The sequence below is a fragment of the Ruegeria sp. AI3 genome (assembly GCF_056541245.1).
The window spans coordinates 1-718 of sequence record NZ_JBQFYA010000073.1 but is presented as its reverse complement, the minus strand read 5'-3'; the positions used below and the strand labels follow the sequence as shown (position 1 = coordinate 718).

Here is a 718-nt window from a genome sequence, read left to right as displayed (position 1 = left end):
AATGATCAGTGCCGTCGATGTTGATTGATACTTTGCAACGTACCTCTCGATCGCAGAAATGACGTGCCGATGCACCCCCAAAGGAGTAACCGACGGCCCCAACGCGCGTGAGATCAAACAATCCAGTCAGATCACTTGGAATCCGGCCACTGTTCAGTGCTTCAATCTGGGACAACACGAATTGCATATCTTGAACCCTGAGTTCCATAGTGTTGCGTGATCCGAACAGAACCTCTGTAAGGAAGTAGTGATAGGAGGACAGAAGGTTCTGGGGCGGCGTCGTTCCAATCGGGATTCTCGACAGGACAACAGCCTTTTCGTCCGTAAAAACAAGGTCGGGATTCTGATCGTCGGCCGGAAGTGCCAGATCCGCGTAGTCCAGCAGCTCAGCGCTCTGGTACGCAATGGCTCCATCGTTGAGCGTCACTAGGCTCGCATCATAGGTGTGCCCAATCGATACCACGATATAGCCACGGCTCACCAGATACTCGAAATAGGCATCGTTTGCTTCCACTGCACCGCCGCTACCGTGCGAATACAGGATGACGGGCAAGGGTGCCGTTTCAGCGGGGGGCACATCCATCACGGATCTGCTTTCCCTGAGGCTTTTGCGCAAAACCTGCAGCATTTCGTCAGAGACGTCCGGATCGAGCGCGAAATCCATGTCTTCAGTATGAAAGCCATAGTGGTGTGGCGGCATGCTGACGTCGCCACGTTC

General features: G+C 53.9%; 1 protein-coding gene. It reads right to left on the bottom strand.

The features are described 5' to 3' along the window. On the bottom strand, positions 1 to 718 hold a 718-nt coding region (locus ACRZ95_RS23100; RefSeq protein WP_480555731.1), incomplete at both ends, for a hypothetical protein.